The organism is Gillisia hiemivivida (assembly GCF_007997295.1).
Taxonomy (GTDB): Bacteria; Bacteroidota; Bacteroidia; order Flavobacteriales; family Flavobacteriaceae; genus Gillisia; species Gillisia hiemivivida.
Genome location: NZ_VORY01000054.1, coordinates 1 through 555, shown reverse-complemented (window position 1 = coordinate 555; position 555 = coordinate 1). Strand labels below are relative to the sequence as shown.

Here is a 555-nt window from a genome sequence, read left to right as displayed (position 1 = left end):
GGATCAAGTCCAAAAGTTGTGGGATTTTGAGATTATGCAAAAATTGTTGTAAGTCTATAGAGGAAGAAATCTATGTTTCTAACCCCTCTAAACTGCGCCCTAAAAGCTTTAATTTTTGCGTTGAATGATTCTGCTGACGCATTTGTGCTTCGGTTGTCGAAGTAGTTAAGGATGTTTTTGTAATGGATTGACATTGTTCTAGCAATGGTATTGAAGCTTTTAAATGCTGCCTGCCTCACCTTTTCATCCCACTTTGCTAATCGTATTAGTGCCGTGGTCTTATCTTTTGTGTTGTTGAATATCCAAGATAGATTTTGGCATAATTTGTATGCTTTTTCTAGATCCGGGTAGTGTTGAAAGAGTATTGTTGCTCTATTTGATTGATTTTCAGTCCATTTATTGCTTGACTTATAGAGCAGGTATCTGCTCCTGGCCAGTAATTGCTTTAGGGTATCTCCATTGGAGAGCAACTCTGGAGTATATTTTAAGAATTTGTTTCTGGCATATTCTATGGCATCATTTTCCATGTCGAGGGCTTCCCATCTATGTTTGATC

Annotated in this window: 1 protein-coding gene; it reads right to left on the bottom strand. The window is 37.7% G+C overall.

Going from position 1 to position 555, the window contains the following annotated elements; all coding sequences use genetic code 11:
* Positions 1-32: 32 nt before the first annotated feature.
* On the bottom strand, positions 33-555 hold a 523-nt coding region (locus tag ES724_RS16430; RefSeq protein ID WP_146935081.1), incomplete at its 5' end, for an ISAon1 family transposase.